The following is a 16,746-nucleotide window of genomic DNA, read 5'->3' on the forward strand; positions in this document are numbered from 1 at the left end:
TGCGATAGGCTGCGGGGCACAACGGAGATGGAAGCGGACCTGATGGAAAACACCGGCAACGATTTCGATGTGCTGATTGTCGGCGCAGGCATCTCCGGCATCGGGATGGCCGCCCACCTCGAACAGCTCTGTCCGGACAAGACCTACGCCATCCTCGAACGACGGGAGCGCCTGGGCGGTACGTGGGACCTGTTCCGCTATCCCGGGGTCCGCTCTGACAGCGACATGCACACGCTCGGCTTCGTGTTCGAGCCCTGGCGGCACGAGAAGAGCATTGCGGACGGCCGCTCGATCCTCGAATATCTGGACCGCATCGTGGATGAGCGCGGCATCCGCGAGAAGATCCGCTTCGGCATGCGGGTCGAGGCCGCCGACTTCGACAGCGCGAGCGCGCGCTGGGTGGTCACCGTCGTCACCGAAGAAGGCGAGCGCAAGCGGCTGACCGCCAACTGGCTCTATCTCGGCTCGGGCTATTACGACTACGACGAGCCGTACGATCCCGGATTCGAACTGGGCGAGTTCCAGGGCGAAGTCGTCCATCCGCAGTTCTGGCCCGACGATCTCGCTTACGAAGGCAAGAACGTCGTCGTGATCGGATCGGGCGCGACCGCCGTCACCATCGTCCCCGCGATGGCGGGCACGGCGGCCAATGTTACCATGCTCCAGCGCACGCCGACCTGGATGTTCAGCCGCCCGGCCCGTGACGGCATCGCCAATTTCCTGCGCAAGGTCCTGCCGGAGAGCACAGCGTACCGGATAACCCGCTGGAAGAACGTACTGATGCAGGACATCGGCTTCAAGCGCGCGCAGTCCAGGCCGGAGAAGGTCAAGGCATTCCTGACCAGCAAGGTGCAAGGGCATCTGGGAAATGCCTACGACGCGGCCGCCTTCACCCCGCCTTACGACCCGTGGGACCAGCGCCTTTGCCTGGTGCCCGATGCCGACCTGTTCGAAGCGATCAAGGGCGGCAAGGCGCAGGTCGTCACCGGGCGGATCGCGCGCTTCGCGCAACAGGCGGTGATACTGGAGGACGGGACCGAGATTCCCGCCGACATCATCGTCACCGCGACCGGGCTCAAGCTTGCCATCGCGGGCAAGATCGCGGTCTCGGTGGATGGCGAGCCGGTCGATTTCGCCCAGCGGTATTACTACAAGGGCTGCATGTTCTCGAACCTGCCCAACCTCGCGGTGGTGTTCGGCTATCTCAACGCCAGCTGGACGCTGCGGGCGGACCTCAACGCCGCCTATGTGTGCGACGTGCTCAACACGATGGACGCCAAGGGCGCGGATATCGCGGTGCCCGCGCTGTCGCCGGAGCAGGCTGATGCGCTGGAGGACGACGACATCTTCGATTTCTCGTCGGGCTATATCCAGCGTTCGAAAGCGATCATGCCCAGGAACGCGGTCGCCTTCCCGTGGCGGCTCAACCAGGATTACCGGGTCGACCGCAAGCAGATGAAGTCCGATCCGATCGACGACGGCATCCTCCACTTCAAGGCCCTGCCGCACGCCCCGGCAGACGATGCCGCCCCCGCCCGCTCCACCACCGCCCGCACCCCCGGCTAGATCGCGTAACCTCCCCATGACCGACCGTATCTGGACTGCCGCCCTCGTCGTCATCGGCGACGAAATCCTCTCTGGCCGCACACACGACAAGAACATCGCGCAGGTGGCGCAATGGCTTCAGGTGCAGGGCATTCGTCTTGCCGAAGTGCGCGTGGTGGCGGACGAGCAGGACCGCATCGTCGAGGCGGTGAACACGCTGCGGGAAAGGAACGACTACCTCTTCACCACCGGCGGCATCGGGCCGACGCACGACGACATCACGGTGGACGCGATCGCGGCGGCGCTGGGCGTCGACGTGGTCGTCCACCCGGAGGCGCGCGCTACGCTCGAACGTTATTATGCAGACAAGCCGGGCGGGCTGACCGAAGACCGGCTGCGCATGGCGCGCGTGCCCGAAGGCGCGGAGCTGATCCCCAATCGCATGTCGGGGGCGCCCGGGATCAAGGTCGGCAATATCCACCTGATGGCGGGGGTCCCCCACATCACCGCCGGCATGCTCGACGCGCTGACCGGGACGCTGGAGGGCGGCGCACCGCTGAAGAGCGAGACGATGGGCTGCTGGACCGCCGAGAGCGAAGTGGCGGGCCTGCTGCGCGAGGTCGTGAAGCGCAATCCCGAATGCCAGATCGGTAGCTACCCGTTCTTCCGCGAAGGCAAGGTGGGGGCGAATTTCGTGATCCGCTCCACCGATGCAGATGCTCTGGCGGATTGCGCGAAGGATCTTCGCGATCGTCTGACAGAGGCGGGCTACCCCCCGGTGGCGGGCGGGATCTGAGCCAAACGTGCTCTTAACCAGAGCCTGCTAGCACCCGTCATGCCATGACGAGCGTCTACCTCACCATCGACACGGAATATTCCAGCGCGCTGCCACACGGCCCGTGCCCGGTCGATCGGGCCGAGAACTTCGCGCGCTCGATCGCCTGCATCACGCCCGACGGCCCGGCAGGGATCACCCACAAGCTCGATCTGCTCGTGCGGTACGATCAGCGCGCGGTGTTCTTCGTCGATCCGATGCCCGCGCTGGTATGGGGCGTGGCCGCGATCGAGGATGTCGTCGCGCCGATCCTCGCGGCCGGGCAGGATGTGCAGCTACACTGCCACACCGAATGGCTCGACAAGGCCCAGCCCGACGGCCCCTTTGCCGGGATGAGCGGCCGCAACATCAAGGATTTCCCGTTCGAGGAACAATGCCGCATCCTCGCATGGGCCCGCGATACGCTGGTTTCGGCGGGCGCGCCCGCGCCGGTGGCCTTTCGCGCCGGCAATTACGGCGCCAATCGCAACACCCTGCGCGCCCTGCGCGAAATCGGTCTGCATTACGACAGCAGCCACACGCCCGGCATCGCTGGCGGCGACAGCGACCTCGGCCTGCAGAGCACCGATAACCAGCCCTTGCTGTACGAAGGCATCATCGAGGTGCCGGTGTCCTGCGTCGGCGATCTGGGGGGCACGCTGCGTCACGCGCAGGTTACCGCGCTCTCGCTCAGGGAAATGCGCGCCGCGCTGCATCACGCCCGCGATGGCCGGATGACCTGTTTCACGCTCGTTTCGCACAGTTTCGAACTGATCAACCGGCGCAGCCTTGCGATCAACAAGGTGGTTCGCAACCGGTTCGAAGGATTGTGCAGGACTCTCCAGAAAACCCACGGGATCTGGACCGCCGATTATGTGAATTCGCCGCCGTTACGCGTCTTCCAGCGCTCCGACATGCCCCAGCCCGCCCCTGCCAGTACGCTGGCGGTCGGGATGCGGTATGCGGAACAGGCAGTGTCGAACACGCTGTATGGCGCGCTGTGATGGCGGCCGAACGCATCCCGGTCGCTTTTACATTGGGCGCACGGCGCCTGTTCTCCGTGGATCGGCGGCTGGAGCCGATGACGTTCTCGCTGCAGGAGATTCTCGCGGGCGCTCCGCCCGGGGCGTTTCCGTCCCGCCCGGATTCGGGCGCCGACGGTATCCGGGTCCTGTCGGCACCGCAGGACATGGCCGCTTCGATCGTCGCCGAACACCCCGGCCACATTGCAGGCGCGCGGGAGAATTTCCGGCGCCACTACATCGCGATGGAGGGCGGATTCGACGACTACCTGGCGCGCTTTTCCAGCAAGACGCGCAGCACGCTACGACGCAAGGCGAAGAAGTTCGCCGCGGCCGATGGCGGCTCGCTGGACGTTCGAGCCTATACGAGCACATCCGATGTCGCCCGGTTCCTCGATCTGGCACTTCCCCTGTCGGAAAAGACCTATCAGGCGCGGTTGCTCGATGCGGGCCTGCCCGATAGCGACACCGCGCGACGCGCACTGCTGGAAGACGCGGCAGCGGACATGGTCCGCTGCTTCCTGCTGTTCCTCGGCGGAGAGCCAGTCGCCTACCTTTCGCTGCCGGTGATGGGGCAAACACTGGTCTATGCGCATCTGGGATATGATCCGGCGCATGGCGCGCTGTCACCGGGCACGGTGTTGCAGATGGAAGCGCTGAGAATGCTGTTTGCCGAACAGCGTTTCCGCTATTTCGATTTCACCGAGGGCGAAGGCGCACATAAGGCGATGTTCGGCACCGACAGCGTCGCGTGCTGTTCCTTCATCCTCCTGCGGCCTACGCTGGCGAACCGCGCGCTGCTGCACGCGCGCGACGGCTTCGACGCCGCCGTTGCGCAGGCCAAGACGCTGGCGCAGGGAAGCGGCGCGCTCTCATCGGCGAGGAAGCTGTTGCGCAGCTGACGGTTTGCGCGAAGCTCCGAACCGGCTAGCACCCCTTATCTGGAGGGGTCTCGCCGTTGGATTTTCTGCTGTTCTTGGTGCTGGGCGCGGTCATCGCCGCCTTGTGGTCCCAGCTCAAGGCGCTGCGCGCCTCCCACGCCGAGCTGGAAGAACGCATGCATGCGCTCGAATGGCGCATCGGCGAACCGCGCGCCGAGGAGGAGCGCGTTCGCACCCGGCCGATCGAAAAGACTGCAGCGCAACCCGTCGGGGCGGGCGAAGCCGTCGGAGAACCGCGGGCGGAAGCGCTGCCCATTCGCGAGACCTCCGAACCCGCAACGCCGGGCGGACGCGAAACCCGAGACGTTCCTGAGCCCGTCGCCGAGGAAAGCGGCGGCAAGTCTCTCGATTTCGAGGAAATGTTCGGGCGGCGCCTGCCGATCTGGGCGGGCGGGATCACCCTTGCGATCGGCGGCATTTTCCTGGTGCGGCTGGCGATCGAAAGCGGCCTGATGACGCCGCTGGTGCGCGTCGCAGCCAGCTTCGTCTTCGGCATCATCTTGCTGATCGCGGCGGAGATGGCGCACAGGTTCGCGGCGCGGCTGGCCGATCCGCGTATCGGGCAGGCCCTCGCGGGTGCCGGACTGGCGACGCTCTATGCCGCGTTCTACCTCGCCGGATCGGTGTACGCGCTGATCGGGCCGGGCATCGCGTTCGGCGGGCTCGCACTGGTGACCGCACTGGCGCTGGGTCTCGCTTTCCGCTTCGGCCTACCCACCGCGCTGCTCGGCCTCGTCGGGGGCTTCGCGACCCCCGCGATGGTTTCGAGCGACGATCCCAACCTGCCGCTGCTCACCTTCTACCTCGCGCTGCTTGCTGCTGGCATCGCCTATACCGGGCAGCGGATGGGGGCTGCCTGGTTGGGGCTGGTCGCGCTGCTGGGCGGGTTCGGCTGGGGCACGCTGGTGCTGGGCGCGATGCCGGCGGGCACCGCCGAGCTTTTCGCCTCGGGCCTGTACCTGGTCGTTCTGGGTACCGCCGTCCCGGCAGTCGCGCTGCGCGGATCGCAATCGGGCTCGTGGAGCTATACCGCCGCGGCGGCGCTCGCGAGCATCCAGCTCGCGGTGCTGCTGGCGATCGACGAATTTAGCCTGCTAGCCTGGGGGCTGTACCTGCTGCTGCTCATCGCGCTGGCGGTACTCGGCTGGCGCGAGCCCGCTATCCGGCGGGGAGGCGGTTTCGCCGCCGCAGTCGCCTTGCTGATGCTTGCCTTCTGGGGCGCACCGGCGCGCGAATTTGCGCTGATCGCCGCTGGGGTGGCACTGCTGTGCGCAGCAGTGCCCGCCGCGCTCGCCCGGTTCGGCCAGCCAAGGGAGGCAGATCGCTGGCAGGCGATCCTCGTCCCGCCAGCGCTCGCCGCGCTGGCCACCGGGCACTTCCATGCCGGCGAGAGCACGCAGTTGCTGCTGACTTTCGGCATCGTCGCACTCGGCGGGTTGGCAGTCGGTACCACGGTGGCGTTCGAACGAATTGCCTCGGCCGAGCGCTTCGTGTGGGGCCACGGCGGTGCGATCGCGCTGATCATCTATCTCGCGCTGATCGCGTTGCTGCCCAACATCGCGGTCGGCTGGGCACTCGCGCTGGTGGCGGGTGCGATCACGCTCGCGCTGCCGAAATGGCATCACACCGCCCTGGCGCTGCTGGGCATCGCGGCGGGCTGGGCGCTGCCGACCATCTCGGACTGGTCGATGGCGCTGACCCCCGCGCTGGCGGGCACACCGGCACCTGCTACCGACCTGCCATCGCTCGCATCGGTCGCCAACCGGATCGTGCCCGTCGCCCTGCTCGCGGCGCTCGTGTGCTGGCGTCTCGACACGGCGAGGCGGAGCCTGCGGATCGCCGCCGGAGCCATTGCGATCGCGCTCGGCCTCGTGGTCGCGCATATCGCCTTCCGCCAGCTGTTTCCCTTTGACGATCCGCAGGCCTTCGTGGCGCGCGGCGTGATCGAGCGGACGATCTGGCAGGGGCTGCTGCTGGGGGCCGGCTACGGGATGCTCGCCCTTGCCCAAGCGAAGTCCGCGGGATGGGCTCGCTGGACGGGCCGCGCGCTGGTCGCCGTCTCACTCGCCCATTTCGCGTGGTTCGGCTTCGTGCTGCACAACCCGCTGTGGGATGGGCAGGCGGTCGGGACCCTGCCGGTCGCGAACCTGCTACTCCCCTCCTATGCGGTCGGCGCGCTCGCGGCTTGGCTCGCCGGGCGCGAGATCGTGCGGGCGGGCTTCGATTGGGGACGCTTGGCAGGCGACGCGGTGCTGATGGCACTGGCGCTGGTGCTGGGGCTCAGCCTGTTGCGGCAGGCCTTTGCCGGATCGATCCTGACCGCCGTGCCGATGGGCGAGACCGAGGATCTGCTCAGGTCGCTGCTGGGCATCCTGATCGCGCTCACCTTCCTGGCCTGGGGGTGGTGGAGCAGCCAGCAGCGCTGGCGGGTGGGCTCGCTGGTGCTGATGCTGTTCGCGGTGGCCAAGGTGTTCCTGATCGACACGGCGGGCCTCGAAGGGCTGCTCCGCGTGGCGAGCTTCCTCGCGCTCGGTTTCAGCCTGATCGGGATCGGCTGGGTCTACAGCCGCCTGCTGCGATCGACCTAGAGCATGCACGAAAAGGGCCGGAGGATCGCTCCCCCGGCCCTTAAAATTCGGATGAAGTGAAAGGCTTACGCGCCTTCGACTTCCGCAAGGTCGATCTTCAGGCCCGGGCCCATCGAGGAGGTCAGCGTGACCTTCTTGACGTACTTGCCCTTCGCGCCCGAGGGCTTCGCCTTGACGATCGCGTCGGTGAAGGCCTTGAAGTTGGTCTTCAGGTCTTCGTCCTTGAACGACAGCTTGCCGAGGCCCGAGTGGATGATGCCCTGCTTTTCCACGCGGAATTCGACCTGGCCGCCCTTGGCGTCCTTCACGGCCTGTTCCACGTTCGGGGTCACGGTGCCCAGCTTCGGGTTCGGCATCAGGCCCTTGGGACCCAGAACCTTACCGAGGCGGCCGACGACACCCATCATGTCGGGCGTCGCGATCACGCGGTCGTAATCGAGATTGCCGGCCTGCATGTCTTCCATCAGGTCTTCCGCGCCGACCTTGTCGGCACCGGCGGCCAGAGCCTTCTCGGCATTGTCGCCCTTGGCGAACACCGCGACCTTCACGTCCTTGCCGGTACCCGAAGGCAGCGCGACCATGCCGCGCACCATCTGGTCCGCGTGGCGCGGATCGACGCCGAGGTTCATCGCGACTTCGACGGTCTCGTCGAACTTCGCCTTGTGCTCGCGCAGCAGGCCGAGCGCTTCGTCGAAGGTATACAGCTGTTCCGCGTCGAGCTTTTCGGCCAGCGTCTTCTGCTTCTTGCTAAGCGTCGCCATGATCAGCCCTCCACCACTTCGATGCCCATCGAACGGGCGGAACCAGCGATGATCTTGACCGCCTGATCGATGTCGTTCGCGTTCAGATCCTTCATCTTGGTCTCGGCGATCTCGGCCAGCTGGCTGGTCTTGATCGAGCCGATGATGTTCTTGCCCGGCTCCTTCGAGCCCGACTTGATCTTCATCGCCTTCTTGATGAGGAAGCTGGCGGGCGGGCTCTTGGTGACGAAGGTGAAGCTGCGGTCGGCATAGACCGTGATCTTCGTCGGGATCGGGGCGCCCTTTTCAAGGTCCTGCGTCGCGGCGTTGAACGCCTTGCAGAATTCCATGATGTTCACGCCGCGCTGACCCAGCGCAGGGCCGATCGGCGGCGAGGGGTTGGCGGTGCCGGCGGGCACCTGAAGGTTGATGTAACCTTCGATCTTCTTGGCCATGAGAGGCCTCCTTTTCTCACTGTCGCGTGGGGCCTTGCGGCCCACGCTCATGGTAAGCGGTCAGCGGCGATCGATGATCGCCTTCCGCATCGGGTTTTCCAAAGCTGTGCTCGGGAAGCGGCGCAGATAGCGATTTTGCCGCCAATTGCAAGCGATTCGCCGCCCTGCAGGAGAGCGATGCGAGCCCGCCGCAACCCGGTTTACCAGGCACGATCGTCGAGCGACAGGGTGACACGTGTCACCCATGTGTCACCCTGCACAACTCCGGCTCAACACTTTGAAATACCTCATGTTCCTTCGTCAGACCCTGCATGGGGGTGACACATTGCGCCTTTTCGGCCCGTTTTTTCGCGTCCGTCGCAGGACGAGCGCACCGATCATCGCTGCGCGGGCCGGAGTAGGAAACCCCGGCCCCAAGGGGAATCGTCGGCCTGTCAGGCGGGGAGGCCCACAAAGCTGGCGGACACGCCTTCGATGGCCAGCACCGGTACCGTCCCGCCCGCCATTCGCGCATCGATCGTCACGGATAGGGCATCGCCCCGCTGATCGAAGGGAACCGGGCCACCGCCAACCAGCCGAACCGCCCCGACACGCGCACCGCGCAATTTGTCAGTGCCGAGCGAGGCCAGCGCAAGCTCGCCCGCCTGCGGATCAAGCAGGCTCGCAAACAGAGTCCCACCCTTGCGCGTGTATCGCACACCGCCGCCCTGCGCCTCCCCGAACACCCGCCACGGGCGCGACCCATAGATGGCCGCCTCGCCCTCGCGGCCCATCCATTGGCCCAGTTCGGCGAGGATGGCCTGCTCCAGCGGGTCGAGCGTGCCGTTGCCGCGCACCGGGACGGAAAGCAGCAGCGTGCCGTTCTTCGACACCACGTCGACCAGCTGGCGGATCACGTCCGCCGCACCGACGTAAGACCGGCCGCGAAACCGCGCGCGGTTGTAGTGCCAGTCGCCGATGCAGGTCGCCGCCTGCCAGGGTTCGGGCAGGATCTCCTCGGCCGCCTTGCGCTCGAAGTTGTGGAGCGTCCCCTCGCCTTGGCGGAAGCCTGCGCTCATGACCCCGGTAAAGGCCCCGGTCCGTGTGATCGCCCGGTTGTAGAAATGCGCGGCGGCCATCTGCCCGATCGGGCCGAAGGGAAGATAGTGGCTGTCCTGATAGATAAAGTCGGGCTCGTACCGTTCGACCAGCTGCATCTGCCGCGCCAGCCAGTGCAGGGCATAGCCGGGATCGTCCGGCGGCGCGGCCTCGCTCCACTGGCCAGAGGTTTCGTCATGCCAGCGCCGCATCGCCTCGGGGCTCTGCAGCCCGGCCGGCGGGACCATGCGGGGCCCCGTATAGAGCGCCTGCGGATCGAGCCCTTCCCACGCGGTCCCCGCCCCGTCGGCAGCGGTCAGCCGCCAGGCGTCGTATCGCTCGCCCGCACGCGCGCCGACCGTGTCGTAGCCGTAGGCGGTCTGCCACCAGTGCCAAGCATGGCTCGCGTGGTTGCTCACCCCGAATGGCAGGCCGAGGCGGCGCGCGGCAGCGGCCCATCCGGCGACGAGATCACGCCCCGGCCCGATACGGGTCGCGTTCCATTGGTGCGGGCTCGCGAAGAGATCGAAATTGTCGTGGTGGCACGCCATGCCGACGAGGAACCGCGCCCCCGCCGCCTTGTAGGCGCCGAAGACCGCATCCGGGTCCCATTCTTCGGCGCGCCATCCGGCGATGACGTCGATGAAGCCGCGATCCGCCGGATGGCCGTAGAGCCTGCGGTGGACCTGCGCCTGCTCTTCGCCTTCGAGATAGAGGTGCCGCCCGTACCAGTCGCCCGCTTCGGGCGCGCATTGCGGACCCCAGTGGGCCCATAGGCCAAGCTTCGCATCGCGGTACCAGTCGGGCACCACGAAGTGTTCGCGCAAGCTCTCCATCGTCGGCTCGACCGGGCCGGGGGCAAGCCTCGCCTGCGCACGAAGCGTGCCCGGCGAGGAAGCCAGCAGCGCTGCGGCACCCTTCAGCCAGTCCCTGCGTCGCATCGAAACCTCTCCCCTGCCCAGCAAATACCTGTGCGTTGCACGCCCGCCGCCTGCGGACAAGCGACGCATCTTCATCGACTGGCACCGGTCTCGCCACGGTCCGTCCCGAGGCGGGTCGCCCCTACAAGCGGTCGGTTGCGAAACCACCGCCGATCCTACACGTATAGGGTTAGATGAAGCAGCGCTCCCTCGCCAGAAACCGCCTGCGCCGATTGAGCTGGCTGCGGTTCTCCATCCAGCTGGCGACCGTCGCGCTTGCCTATTTCCTGGCGACCATCCCGCCGATCCTGATTTTCGGCGAGACCAATGCAGGCTTCCTCGGCTCGATCGTGGCGAGCATGGTGGCCGCGCTGCTGGTCGCGCGGCTGTGGCTCGGCGCCGACGGGTGCGTGAGGCAGGCGTGGAGCATCCGCCCCCCGCTCAACATGGTTCGCACGCTGGGGCTGGGTGCGCTGGGGACCGGCGCGATCATCGCGCTGTTCGGGATCGGTGCGGTGGTGATCGATGCCATCGGGCTGCCGCCGATCGACGTGTCGCTGGTGCTCGATTACGTCACCCAGAGCCCGCTCAGCTTCGCCCTGTGGGTCGTGCTGGTCGCGTGGTTTGCGGCCGGGTTCGGGGAAGAGCTGCTGTATCGCGGCTTCCTGATCGATCGGTTGATGCGGCTGCGCGGAATGCGCGGGCGCAAGTGGCCCGCCGCGATCATCCAGGCCGCGCTGTTCGGCCTGCCACATCTCTATCAGGGCTGGGGCGGCGTGCTGGTGACGGCGGCGATCGGCCTGTTTCTCGCGTGGCTGCGCTTCGCCAATCGCGGCAACCTGTGGGCCTGCATCCTCGCCCACGCGGCGGTCGACACGATCATGCTGAGCCTTGCCTACGCGCAGAGCCTCGGCTGGATTTCCTAGAGCTCGCGATCGAGTTCGTGCCGGGGGGTCTTCATCCCCTTGGTGCGGCTGGTGAGATGGAAGCGGCGACACAATTCGCAGCGATAGGCGCGCAGTTTGAATGGCGCGTCGCGCGCGGCGAGTTCGGCGGCCTCGCGGGTCGCGTAGCGCTGCTTGCGGTTGCAGATGCGGGGGCGTGTGCGCACGGCGGTAAAGCCTGTACTGCAGTCCGACCGATCGGCCCAGTAGCGGGTGGCAAAATATCGCGAGCGGGGCCGACACCCTCTTTGGAAAAGGGGTCTGCGCGGTTCGCGGTCCACGCTCGCAAGCTGGTCACTTTCCCCCGATAGCCGCGCATGATAGCGCAACCAAACCGCGAGAGGGGAGCGCGTTAGATGATGAGTATCCGGTTTGCATTCGCCGCTCTGGTCGCTGCGTTGACATGGGCGAGCGGCACCGCCGCACAGCCTTTGCCACGCTTCGAAGAGGGCGCGCTGCTGGTCGATGACGCGCCGTTCCTGATGCTCGGCGCGCAGCCCAACAATTCGTCGAACTATGCCGCCATGCTGGACGAAGTCTGGCCGACGGTTGAGCGGATCGACGCCAATACGCTGCTGATGCCGGTCGCGTGGGAGCAGGTCGAGCCTGCGGAGGGGCGCTTCGACTTCGCCTTCGTCGACACGCTGCTGGCCGGGGCGCGGGCACGCGATATGCGGCTGGTGCTGCTGTGGTACGGGACGTGGAAGAACACCGGCCCGTCCTACGTGCCGGCGTGGGTCAAGCGCGACACGCAGCGCTTCGCCCGCATGCGCAAGGCGGACGGGTCGGCGCATGTCGTGCTCAGCCCGCATGGCGAGGCGACCATGCAGGCCGATGCGCGCGCCTTTGCCGCGCTGATGCGCCACGTCGCCAAGGTCGATCCGCAGCATACGGTGGTGATGGTGCAGGTCGAGAACGAGAGCGGCAGCTGGGGGCTCGATCGCGATCGCAGCCCGGCGGCGCAGGCGCTGTTCGACGGCCCGATCCCGGCAGAGCTGGCGCGCGGGCTCGGGGTGCCGCGCAGGTCTTGGTCCGAAGCCTTCGGCCCGCGTGCGGCGCAATTCTTCAACAGCTGGTACGTCGCACGCTATATCGACACGGTCGCGGCGGCGGGGCAGGCGCAGAAGGACCTGCCGATGTTCGTCAATGCCGCGCTCGGCGATGCCTTTACCGACGAAGGCGGCGATGTCGGTCCTTCGGGCGGGCCCAACTGGAATGCGCTGCCTGTCTGGCAGATCGCCGCGCCGCACATTTCCGCCTTCGCGCCCGATATCTACACCCGCGATCCGGCGGCGGTGGAGACCTATCTGGAACGCTACGCCGACTACGGCCCGCTAATGGTGCCCGAAATCGGCAACGCGGTCGAGTATGCGCGCTTCATCTGGCCTGCGATGGGGCGCGGCGCGGTGCTGTTCTCCCCCTTCGGGATCGATGGCACCGGCTATTCCAACTATCCGCTCGGCGCGAAGGAGCTCGACGAGGACACGCTGGAAGCGTTTGCCGCGCCGTACCGCCTGTTCGCGCAGATGCCGCGCGAATGGGCGCGGATCGCGCGCGATCGCCCGCTATGGGGCACGGCGAGGAGCGAGGATGGAGCGGACCAGACGCATGTCATGGGCCGCTGGCAGCTGACCGCGCAATATGGCCGCTGGGCATTCGGCGAGGACGACTGGACCTGGATCGAGCGCGATCCGCATCCGCTGGCCGATATGCCGACCGGCGGGCTGGTCACCGCGCAACTGTCCGACAACGTGTTCCTGGTCGGCGGGCGCAACGTGAAGCTGCGCATCGCGCTGGCCGAGGTGGGCGCGGGGCAGCAGGGCGAGATTATCGAGGCGCAGGAAGGCCGCTTCGTCGATGGCGAATGGGTGATGCGCCGCCGCTGGAACGGCGACCAGATCGACTACGGATTCAGCTTCGGGCCCGAGCCGGTGTGGCTCAGGATCGAGATGGGCGTGCTGGAATAGCGCGGGCGGGCTGCGCCGCCCGTCGCCGCCTTACTTGACCAGTTCGACCTGCTCGAAGTCGAGCTCGACCGGGGTCGCGCGGCCGAAGATCGAGACCGAGACCTTGACCTTCGCCTTGTCGAAATCGAGCTCTTCCACGACGCCGTTGAAGCTGGCGAAGGGCCCGTCGAGCACCTTGACCTGATCGCCGATTTCGTAATCGACGCTGATGTCCTTCTTGGGCGCGGCCTTGGCTTCTTCGACACCGCCAAAATAGCGTGCGGCTTCCTTCTCGGAAATCGCCTGCGGCTTCGCGCCGGCGCCGAGGAAGCCCGTCACCTTCGGCGTGTTCTTGACGAGGTGATAGATGTCGTCGGTCATGTTCAGCTTGGCCAGCACGTAGCCGGGCATGAACTTGCGTTCGACCTGAACCTTCTTGCCGCGCTTGAGTTCGGTCACGGTCTCGGTCGGCACTTCGACCTCCTCGACCCCTTCGGACAGGCCGAGGCGTTCCGCCTCGGCGATGATCGCGTCGCGAACCTTGTTCTCGAAACCGGAATAGGCGTGAATAATGTACCAGCGTGCCATGGGAAGTCCTGCGGGAAGGAGGCTCAGGCGAGCGTGAGAAGGAAGCGGACGACGGCCCCGAACAGGGAATCGATGCCGAGGAAGAAGACCGACAGGATCAGCACGAGGATGCTGACGAAGATCGCGGTCTGCACCGTCTCCTGCCGGGTCGGCCAGACGACCTTGCTCGCCTCTGCGCGCACCTGGCGGGCGAATTCGCCCGGCGATGTCCTGCGCTTGCCGTCTTCGGCCTTGCTATTTCCAGCCATGCTTGCCGTATCCACCTGATGAGTGTCGTACCAGAATGTCGCGTCTCCTTCGGGAAGCCGGGATCGCCTTCGCGATCGGCTGATCGGAGGGCGGGTCTGCGGCTTCGATGTCTTGAGACCCGACCGCATCTAGGCCCGGATGGATACAAACGCAAGCACCCCGGGAAATCCGTTGCGCTGCGAGGGGACCGGCTCTAGCTTCCGCGTCTTTAGGGACGCACTCGGGGGAATTTTGGAAATGGCTGCGCAAGCGCAGATGTCTTTCGGCGATCGCATGGTCGCACCGGTCACCAACGTATCCGACCTGATTTGGGGCGGACAATGGAACGGCGTGGAGGTCCTGCCCTTCCCGCCGCTCGCACTGATCCTGCTGGGCGTGGGCCTGTGGTTCATGATCGGGTTGCGCTTCTACCCGATCGTGAAGCTGGGCAGCGCGATCAAGGGTCTGTTCCCGGGGCGCAAGGGTGTGGGCAGCGGCGAAATCTCGCCCTTCGCCGCACTTTCCACCGCGCTTTCGGGCCAGGTCGGCACCGGCAACCTCGCAGGTGTCGCGACGGCGATCGCGCTCGGCGGGCCGGGCGCGATCTTCTGGATGTGGATCACCGCCCTGTTCGGCATGGCGCTGGCCTTTGCGGAGGGCTCGCTCGCCATCCGCTATCGCGAGAGGACGCCCGACGGCGTCTATCGCGGCGGTCCGATGACCTACATCACCATGGGCCTCGGCCCGAAATGGACGTGGCTCGCCGTGGTCTTCTGCGTCGGCACGCTGTTTTCCGCGCTGGTCACCGGCAACTCGATCCAGGCCAATGCGGTCGCCGACGGGTTGCAGGAACTCTTCGGGCTGGAAGAATGGCTCGGCGGACTGATCGTCGCCATTCTCGTCTTCGTCGTCATCATCGGCGGGATCAAATCGATCGGGCGCGTGGCCGAGAGCGTCGTGCCCTTCATGGCGCTGGCCTATATCGTGATGGCGGTGATCGCGCTGATCCTCAATTTCGGCGACCTGCCCGAAACCTTCAGCCTGATCTTCAGCGGTGCGTTCAACCCGCAGAGCGCAGTCGGCGGCTTCACCGGCGCGGCGATCATCATGGCGATCCGCGCAGGCGTGGCACGCGGGCTGTTCTCGAACGAGGCGGGCCAGGGTTCGACGCCGATCGCGCACGCGGTTGCGCAGACCAACGATCCCGAAGTGCAGGGCCGCATGGCGATGCTGGGCACCTTCATCGACACGATCGTGATCTGCACCATGACCGCGCTGGTCATCCTGACCGTGCGCGGCGACTTCATGCACGAAGGCCAGGCGGTGCTGCATGCATGGCAATCGGACCGCGTCGGTTTCGAAATGACCAGCGGCGCCTTTGCCGCGGCCTTCCCGGCGATGATCGGCGCGATCCCGATCGGGACGCTGGTCGCCTCGATCGTGCTGATCCTGTTCGTGTTCACCACCCTGCTCACCTGGAGCTATTACGGCGAACGCGCGATCACCTTCATCTACGACCGGGTCAGCAAGTCCGCGACCCGTGCGAACGAGAAGAAGCTCCACATCGCGTGGCGCATCCTGTGGTGCGTGGTGATCTTCATCGGCGCCGCGCAGCCTAGCGAGCTGGTCTGGCGGCTCGGCGACATCTCCAACGCCACGATGCTGCTGCCCAACATCCTCGCCCTCGCCATGCTGTCGGGCGTGGTGTTCAAGCTGGCACGCGGCGAGAAGGACGCCGGCCCGACGCACGAGGCCGATGCCCCGCCCGCCGAGGTCGAAGCGGAAGTCTGATCCGCGGGACGTCCGACCGGACCACGAAAAAGGGCCGGAGCGCGATGTGCGCCCCGGCCCTTTTCATTTCGAATGGGGTAGGCCTCAGACGGCGCCGAACAGACGCTGCCAGAAGGTTGGCTGGTGCATGGGCTGGATCTTGCCGTACTTCATCATGCGCAGCGATGCGTCGCTGTAGGAACGCGGGGTGGTCCAGCTGTCCGGGCGGCTGCTACGAAAAGGCATGCTCGACATTGGTCAACTCCTGAAATCAGCACTTGCGTGCGGTGTGACCTGAAAAATGCACGTGTCGCAGGTCCGGTTCCCTCGCCGCTGCCGGGAACAATTGGTCGACTCGGCAAAATGCGGGCAAGCCAAGGCAAACCGCGGGAGTTCCCGGCGGGGCGCAAAATTCCGCTGATGTGGCAATCGGGGCGCAGGGCCCCGAAGGGCTTACCAGGTACCGGTATTTTCCATCGACGCCCACGGCTCGCGCGCAGGCAGCGATTCGCCCTTCTGGAGCAGCTCGATCGAGATGCCGTCGGGCGAACGGATGAAGGCCATGTGGCCATCGCGCGGCGGGCGGTTGATCGTCACGCCGCGATCCTGGAGCCGCTGGCAGGTCTCGTAGATATCTTCGACCCGGTAGGCGAGATGGCCGAAATTGCGTCCGCCCGCATATTCTTCCGGATCCCAGTTATAGGTCAGTTCGACCAGCGGGGCCTGCGCCTCGCGCGCATGGTCCGCATCGCCCGGTGCGGCGAGGAAGACGAGCGTGAAGCGCCCCGCTTCCACATCCTTGCGCGAGGTTTCGACCAGTCCGAGCTTGTTGCAGAAGAAGTCAAGCGATTCGTCCAGGTCGCTGACCCGGATCATGGTGTGGAGATATTCCAAGATTGAACTTCCCGCTGGTCGGCCGGCCAGCCCGAATACGGGCGATGACCGCGAAAAAATGGCAGGGGTGACAGGATTCGAACCCGTGGCCCTCGGTTTTGGAGACCGATGCTCTACCAGCTGAGCTACACCCCTGCAGGCGGAAGCGCGCTCTACGGCGGGCCGCGCCGCTTGGCAAGCACTGATCCGCGATGCACCAGGATGGTTTGCCGCAGCACCCCATGCCCGGCCCATGGCTGGCTCAGCTGGGAAAACACGGACAAGGATGGCGCCC

The 16,746-nt window shown here is 66.3% G+C and carries 16 protein-coding genes and 1 tRNA gene; 8 read left to right on the top strand and 9 right to left on the bottom strand.

The window, feature by feature from the left end; genetic code table 11:
* Window positions 1-42 precede the first annotated feature (42 nt).
* The 5 genes from ACYQ0L_RS14345 to ACYQ0L_RS14365 are packed head-to-tail and all read left to right on the top strand — an operon-like array spanning window position 43 to window position 6,910.
* Complete coding sequence (locus ACYQ0L_RS14345) at window positions 43-1,566, top strand: flavin-containing monooxygenase (RefSeq protein WP_459790038.1); 1,524 nt, start codon at window positions 43-45, stop codon at window positions 1,564-1,566.
* Window positions 1,567-1,582: 16 nt separating this feature from the next.
* Window positions 1,583-2,341 (top strand): competence/damage-inducible protein A, encoded by a 759-nt coding sequence (locus ACYQ0L_RS14350; protein ID WP_459790039.1) that lies wholly within the window; start codon window positions 1,583-1,585, stop codon window positions 2,339-2,341.
* A gap of 44 nt (window positions 2,342-2,385) precedes the next feature.
* A complete protein-coding gene (locus ACYQ0L_RS14355; RefSeq protein ID WP_459790040.1) occupies window positions 2,386-3,363 on the top strand; it encodes a polysaccharide deacetylase family protein in 978 nt (325 codons plus the stop codon).
* Complete coding sequence (locus ACYQ0L_RS14360; protein ID WP_459790041.1) at window positions 3,363-4,283, top strand: GNAT family N-acetyltransferase; 921 nt, start codon at window positions 3,363-3,365, stop codon at window positions 4,281-4,283. The genes ACYQ0L_RS14355 and ACYQ0L_RS14360 overlap by 1 nt, the downstream gene beginning before the upstream one ends.
* A 56-nt stretch (window positions 4,284-4,339) precedes the next feature.
* On the top strand, window positions 4,340-6,910 hold the full coding sequence (locus ACYQ0L_RS14365; protein WP_459790042.1) for a DUF2339 domain-containing protein: 2,571 nt from the start codon (window positions 4,340-4,342) through the stop codon (window positions 6,908-6,910).
* Between the two features lie 65 nt (window positions 6,911-6,975).
* Here ACYQ0L_RS14365 and rplA read toward each other — a convergent pair whose 3' ends face one another.
* From rplA to ACYQ0L_RS14380, 3 genes are all read right to left on the bottom strand, one after another.
* Entirely contained in the window at window positions 6,976-7,671 is a 696-nt protein-coding gene (gene rplA, locus ACYQ0L_RS14370) for a 50S ribosomal protein L1 (protein WP_459790043.1), read from the bottom strand.
* Between the two features lie 2 nt (window positions 7,672-7,673).
* The gene (gene rplK, locus ACYQ0L_RS14375; protein WP_010234086.1) at window positions 7,674-8,105 is read right to left on the bottom strand and encodes a 50S ribosomal protein L11; all 432 of its coding nucleotides are present in this window, start codon (window positions 8,103-8,105) and stop codon (window positions 7,674-7,676) included.
* A gap of 434 nt (window positions 8,106-8,539) precedes the next feature.
* Window positions 8,540-10,123 (bottom strand): alpha-L-fucosidase, encoded by a 1,584-nt coding sequence (locus tag ACYQ0L_RS14380; RefSeq protein ID WP_459790044.1) that lies wholly within the window; start codon window positions 10,121-10,123, stop codon window positions 8,540-8,542.
* A gap of 173 nt (window positions 10,124-10,296) precedes the next feature.
* Here ACYQ0L_RS14380 and ACYQ0L_RS14385 point away from each other — a divergent pair, with 173 nt between their 5' ends.
* Window positions 10,297-11,028 carry a CPBP family intramembrane glutamic endopeptidase gene (locus ACYQ0L_RS14385; protein ID WP_459790045.1) on the top strand — a complete coding sequence of 244 codons (732 nt, stop codon included), beginning with the start codon at window positions 10,297-10,299 and terminating at the stop codon, window positions 11,026-11,028.
* On the opposite strand, the gene ACYQ0L_RS14390 is transcribed toward ACYQ0L_RS14385, so the two are convergent.
* On the bottom strand, window positions 11,025-11,213 hold the full coding sequence (locus tag ACYQ0L_RS14390; RefSeq protein ID WP_459790046.1) for a hypothetical protein: 189 nt from the start codon (window positions 11,211-11,213) through the stop codon (window positions 11,025-11,027). The two genes, ACYQ0L_RS14385 and ACYQ0L_RS14390, sit on opposite strands and share 4 nt — an antisense overlap.
* Window positions 11,214-11,402: 189 nt before the next feature.
* On the opposite strand from ACYQ0L_RS14390, the gene ACYQ0L_RS14395 reads away from it, so the two are divergent.
* On the top strand, window positions 11,403-13,013 hold the full coding sequence (locus ACYQ0L_RS14395) for a DUF5597 domain-containing protein (protein ID WP_459790047.1): 1,611 nt from the start codon (window positions 11,403-11,405) through the stop codon (window positions 13,011-13,013).
* Window positions 13,014-13,043: 30 nt separating this feature from the next.
* Here the strand turns inward: ACYQ0L_RS14395 and nusG are convergent, their stop codons facing one another.
* Both nusG and secE read right to left on the bottom strand, forming a co-directional pair.
* Window positions 13,044-13,580 (bottom strand): transcription termination/antitermination protein NusG, encoded by a 537-nt coding sequence (gene nusG, locus ACYQ0L_RS14400; RefSeq protein ID WP_459790048.1) that lies wholly within the window; start codon window positions 13,578-13,580, stop codon window positions 13,044-13,046.
* 23 nt (window positions 13,581-13,603) lie between these two features.
* A complete protein-coding gene (gene secE / locus ACYQ0L_RS14405; protein ID WP_459790049.1) occupies window positions 13,604-13,828 on the bottom strand; it encodes a preprotein translocase subunit SecE in 225 nt (74 codons plus the stop codon).
* Between the two features lie 238 nt (window positions 13,829-14,066).
* Here secE and ACYQ0L_RS14410 point away from each other — a divergent pair, with 238 nt between their 5' ends.
* Complete coding sequence (locus ACYQ0L_RS14410; RefSeq protein WP_459790050.1) at window positions 14,067-15,599, top strand: alanine/glycine:cation symporter family protein; 1,533 nt, start codon at window positions 14,067-14,069, stop codon at window positions 15,597-15,599.
* A gap of 84 nt (window positions 15,600-15,683) precedes the next feature.
* Here the strand turns inward: ACYQ0L_RS14410 and ACYQ0L_RS14415 are convergent, their stop codons facing one another.
* The 3 genes from ACYQ0L_RS14415 to ACYQ0L_RS14425 form a co-directional block, all read right to left on the bottom strand.
* On the bottom strand, window positions 15,684-15,833 hold the full coding sequence (locus tag ACYQ0L_RS14415; RefSeq protein WP_459790051.1) for a hypothetical protein: 150 nt from the start codon (window positions 15,831-15,833) through the stop codon (window positions 15,684-15,686).
* A gap of 198 nt (window positions 15,834-16,031) precedes the next feature.
* A complete protein-coding gene (locus tag ACYQ0L_RS14420) occupies window positions 16,032-16,472 on the bottom strand; it encodes a VOC family protein (RefSeq protein ID WP_459790052.1) in 441 nt (146 codons plus the stop codon).
* A 59-nt stretch (window positions 16,473-16,531) separates the two neighbouring features.
* Window positions 16,532-16,607 (bottom strand) — tRNA-Trp (locus ACYQ0L_RS14425).
* Window positions 16,608-16,746: the final 139 nt, after the last annotated feature.

This window comes from Alteriqipengyuania triglochinis (genome assembly GCF_054655655.1).

Coding starts and splice junctions, on each gene's coding strand:
- ACYQ0L_RS14345 (WP_459790038.1), top strand. CDS start 43: ATGGAAAACACCGGCAACGATTTCGATGTGCTGATTGTCGGCGCAGGC.
- secE (WP_459790049.1), bottom strand. CDS start 13,828: ATGGCTGGAAATAGCAAGGCCGAAGACGGCAAGCGCAGGACATCGCCG.
- ACYQ0L_RS14410 (WP_459790050.1), top strand. CDS start 14,067: ATGGCTGCGCAAGCGCAGATGTCTTTCGGCGATCGCATGGTCGCACCG.
- ACYQ0L_RS14355 (WP_459790040.1), top strand. CDS start 2,386: ATGACGAGCGTCTACCTCACCATCGACACGGAATATTCCAGCGCGCTG.
- ACYQ0L_RS14350 (WP_459790039.1), top strand. CDS start 1,583: ATGACCGACCGTATCTGGACTGCCGCCCTCGTCGTCATCGGCGACGAA.
- ACYQ0L_RS14415 (WP_459790051.1), bottom strand. CDS start 15,833: ATGTCGAGCATGCCTTTTCGTAGCAGCCGCCCGGACAGCTGGACCACC.
- ACYQ0L_RS14395 (WP_459790047.1), top strand. CDS start 11,403: ATGATGAGTATCCGGTTTGCATTCGCCGCTCTGGTCGCTGCGTTGACA.
- ACYQ0L_RS14385 (WP_459790045.1), top strand. CDS start 10,297: ATGAAGCAGCGCTCCCTCGCCAGAAACCGCCTGCGCCGATTGAGCTGG.
- ACYQ0L_RS14380 (WP_459790044.1), bottom strand. CDS start 10,123: ATGCGACGCAGGGACTGGCTGAAGGGTGCCGCAGCGCTGCTGGCTTCC.
- rplA (WP_459790043.1), bottom strand. CDS start 7,671: ATGGCGACGCTTAGCAAGAAGCAGAAGACGCTGGCCGAAAAGCTCGAC.
- ACYQ0L_RS14360 (WP_459790041.1), top strand. CDS start 3,363: ATGGCGGCCGAACGCATCCCGGTCGCTTTTACATTGGGCGCACGGCGC.
- nusG (WP_459790048.1), bottom strand. CDS start 13,580: ATGGCACGCTGGTACATTATTCACGCCTATTCCGGTTTCGAGAACAAG.
- rplK (WP_010234086.1), bottom strand. CDS start 8,105: ATGGCCAAGAAGATCGAAGGTTACATCAACCTTCAGGTGCCCGCCGGC.